This is a genomic window from Syntrophorhabdaceae bacterium (assembly GCA_036504895.1).
Classification (GTDB): domain Bacteria; phylum Desulfobacterota; class Syntrophorhabdia; order Syntrophorhabdales; family Syntrophorhabdaceae; genus PNOM01.
Window position 1 is genome coordinate 1 of the sequence record DASXUJ010000061.1, and the last position, 3,802, is coordinate 3,802.

General features: G+C 54.6%; 3 protein-coding genes. All 3 read right to left on the bottom strand.

The genetic code is table 11. The features are described 5' to 3' along the window. Positions 1-248: 248 nt before the first annotated feature. Positions 249-1,214, bottom strand: coding sequence for an MBL fold metallo-hydrolase (locus tag VGJ94_07540; protein ID HEY3276458.1), 966 nt, complete (start codon positions 1,212-1,214; stop codon positions 249-251). A gap of 37 nt (positions 1,215-1,251) precedes the next feature. Beyond that, the gene (locus VGJ94_07545; protein ID HEY3276459.1) at positions 1,252-2,313 is read right to left on the bottom strand and encodes a TRAP transporter substrate-binding protein; all 1,062 of its coding nucleotides are present in this window, start codon (positions 2,311-2,313) and stop codon (positions 1,252-1,254) included. Between the two features lie 177 nt (positions 2,314-2,490). Then, positions 2,491-3,555: a TRAP transporter substrate-binding protein gene (locus VGJ94_07550; GenBank protein HEY3276460.1), complete on the bottom strand. Its 1,065-nt coding sequence runs from the start codon at positions 3,553-3,555 to the stop codon at positions 2,491-2,493. Positions 3,556-3,802 lie beyond the last annotated feature (247 nt).

A 3,802-nucleotide genomic window follows, 5' to 3' on the forward strand; every position in this document is an offset into this window, starting at 1 on the left:
TCATGTGGGTGGGGGGGAAATAGTTCGCGAATTTGAGCTTGATCACATCGGCAGACGACACGGATGCGAGACCGAGTAAGAGTGAAACGATGAAGAGCGCTGATAGAAGCTTTCTTACCATTTTGTTACCCCCTTATTAATTTTGAATATAACCGCGTGTAACCATATTGCCTCCCTTTATGGAGCGGAGTTTCCCTCCAAAGAAACGCATATCCGCCGTGCCTTCCTGGCACGGCCCTTCCTCCTTTCTACGCGCCGAACCTATAGCGCGTACCTGCGGTATTAAGAATAAACTTGCCGGCCATCTCGCGGGAAAGCCTGACGACCGCCTCGAAACCTGTGCAGTGGGCCGGAATCACGTAATCGGGGTCGATCGCTTTTATATCGGCTATGGTCTTTTCCACCTTCTCGGGTGATGCATGGCTCAGGTGAAAACCGCCCATGATCGCATGGACCTTCTCCATGCCCGCCATGCGCCGGACGTGCATTATCGTATTTACGATACCCGCATGGGCGCAGCCGGACAGGACGACAAGGCCCCGCCCCCTCACATTGAATGCCATCGCCTGCTCGCCTGAAAACGTATCAGCCTCCACTTCGCCTCCCCTTTGTACTAATAGTAAGGGCGACGCCGTCTCATATCCGGTGGTCCTTTCGATGGGACCGGTGAAAAAACCCCCGGGAATCACCTCCGTGGGCCCCTTCACCTCCCGGACCGTCACGAGGTCGAGGGCAAGAAGGGCCTCCCTGTCCAATCTGCCTATCTCCAGCCTGTCGGCACTGCCCGGTACAAGGGCGTAGCGCGTCTCGAATGCCCCTTCCCCCAGATAGAGCGGAGTCCCTTTCCGTATCTTCTCCCTGTTCAGGGCAAGAATATCGACGAGGGCCCCCCAGTGGTCGAAGTGGCCGTGGCTCAACCCGAAGGCATCGGTTTTAGCGAGATCAATGCCCAGCACCTCGAGGTTATGGTTGATCGCGGCGCCGTCGAGGCCGAAATCGAGCATAAACGCGGCCTCGCGGCCCTGAGATGCGGTTTCTATAAAACAGGAGAAGCCGTGCTCGGCATGGAGCGAGACGCCGGGACGGGTGCGGAACCGCGCGGCGATGGCGGCGTCCGGCCGTAGGGCATCATAATAATTGTCGGTGACCACGGTGATCACGAGCCGGTCGAGCTCCGGCAGCTTCATGGCCATCGTGGATATCTCTCTCTCCACAACTCCTCCTCCAGGGGACTCGTCTGACGAGGCCCGGTCAATACTGATACGCCGTGGCGACCTTCCGGGCTTTTTCCTGGCCCTTCCAATATTCGATCCGCTCCCTGATGAAGGCGAGCCACGTATCGATATCAGGCCCTTTATACCCCTTGGAGGTGAGGTCTTTCTTAAAATCGACGATCACCGGCTCCGAGGCCTTTACCCACTTTGCCGCCTCAGTCTCCGAAATAGGCAGGATCTGGCCGCCCTGTTTCTTGAAAAAGTCGGCGCCTTCGATGTCTATATTATTCCATTCGACCGCCCAGCGTTCGACGAATTCCTTTGTGTGGTCGGTGATCACCTTCTGCACGTCGGGAGGCAGGCTATTCCACTTATTCTTGTTCATGACCACGTAGAAGGCGAAGACGCTCCCCACCTTCCAGGAGGCAGTCACATATTTTTCCACTTCCCCCAACTTGAAGCCCTTCAGGGTTTCGAGGGGGGTATAGGTGCCGTCGATCACGCCTCTCCGTAAGGCCTCATAGAGGTCGACAATCTCGATGGGCATGGGCACGGCCCCGAGGGACTTCACGATGTCGCCGAGCCTGCCCTGGCCGCGGATCTTCATCTGTCGAAGGTCTTCCAGGGTCCTCACGGGCTTGCTCAGGGTCTGTATCACGTTGGGCGGGCTCGTGGAAAACATGAGGGGATGGTAGGTGTCCCACTCCTTCGGCTTGAACTTGGCATAAAAATCATTGGCCACATGGGTGGCGATCCAGCTGCTCGGGAAGCCGAGAGGAAGCTCCATGATCTCCATGGCGGGAAAACGGCCCCGGGAATAGGAGCAATTGGAGAAGCCGATGTCCGCAATACCCGAGGCCACGCCCGCGGCCATCTTGGGGGCGGTGAGGAGGGTGCCCCCCGTATATTGGGTAATCTCCACTTTTCCGGCCAATTTCTTGTTCAATTCATCGCAATATTTGCCCAACATCTTTGAATTCATATGGGTGGGAGGGAAGTAATTGGCGAATTTGAGCTTCACCGCATCCGCATGAGAAAGAGAAGTAAAGGATACCAGGAGTGAAACGATAATGAATAAAGGCCATACCTTTCTTATCATTTTGCTACCCCCTTTTGTTTTGTGCGGATATACAACCTGTAACACATCGGCTCCCCTTCTGCAACCTTCTTCTTGTATACACCCATTGTAACCCATTGTATACAATGCATTTTCGCATGATATAAGGGCCACATCGCCCAGGGACATGGCCCTTATATCATGCTGCGTGGGGGCCTTTCAGTAGCTGAAGGCCGTGGGAATCTTCTTTGCCTTTTCCTGCCCTTTCCAGTAATTGACCCGCTCATGAATAAAGGCGAGCCAGCCCTCCACCTCGGGCGTCTTAAAGCCTTTTGAGTTCATATCCTTGGTGAAATCAGCGATCACAGGTTGTACCGCCTTGACCCATCTCGCGCTTTCCGCATCGGCAATGGGTACCATCTGTCCGCCCTGTTTCAGAAAATAGTCTCTGCCTTCGATGTCGATGGCGTTGAAACCTACTGCAAAACGCTCCGCAAATTCACTCGACACGTCGGTGATCACTTTTTGTACGTCGGCCGGGAGTTTGCCCCATTTCGACTTGTTCATGATCGCATAGAAAGCGTACACGCTGCCCACCTTCCATGACTCCGTGTTATACTTCAGGAGCTCGCCCGTCTTAAAGCCTTTGTAGGTCTCCATGGTGAGGTATGCGCCGTCGACCACGCCCCTTCTGATCGCTTCATAAAGATCCGGAGTCTCGATAGGCATCGGGACCGCGCCCAGGGCCTTCACGATATCGCCGCTCCTGCCGGTGCCGCGGATCTTCATCCCCTTCATATCCTCAAGGGATTTGACGGGCTTTTTGACTGTCTGGATCACGTTGACCGGACTTGTGGTGAAGAAGAGGGGATGATAGATGTCCCACTCCTTCGGTTTAAACTTACCGTAGAAATCGTTTGCCACGTGGGTGGCGATCCAGCTGCTCGGAAACCCGAGGGGGAGCTCCATGATCTCCATGACAGGGAACCTTCCCCTAGAGTACGAGCAGTGGGAAAAACCGATATCCGCGATGTTGCTCGCCACGCCCGCAGCCATTTTCGTAGGCGATAATAAGGTGCCCCCGGGATAGGAGGTCACTTCCACCTTGCCGCCCGACCGCTTATTGACTTCCTCGCACCATTTTCCGATCAATATGGAGACCATATGGACCGGTGGATGATAGCTCGCGAATTTCAGCTTGATCGGATCGGCCGCGCCGGCGAGAGACGACGCAGAAATGACGAACATGACCGCGAAAACCAATACTGCAAATTTCCTTACCATTGTGCTATTCCCCTTTACTAGTTATTGCATGTGTGAAGCGTGCTTTCTGCCTTACCATAAGACGTGGACGAATCTTTTCACCTCCTTTAGTACCGGTTCCCTTGTTACTTGTAAAACACCGACGGGAGCCAGAGCGCCAGTTCAGGAAAGGCAAAGAGGAGGCCCCACATGACGCCGAGAGAGATGAGAAAAGGAGCCACTCCTTTATAGATTTTACCCATGGGCTCTTTCGTGATGTTCTTGACCA

Bases quoted from the DNA above. Each gene is read 5' to 3' on its own strand.
- VGJ94_07550 (HEY3276460.1), bottom strand. From the start codon at position 3,555: ATGGTAAGGAAATTTGCAGTATTGGTTTTCGCGGTCATGTTCGTCATT.
- VGJ94_07545 (HEY3276459.1), bottom strand. From the start codon at position 2,313: ATGATAAGAAAGGTATGGCCTTTATTCATTATCGTTTCACTCCTGGTA.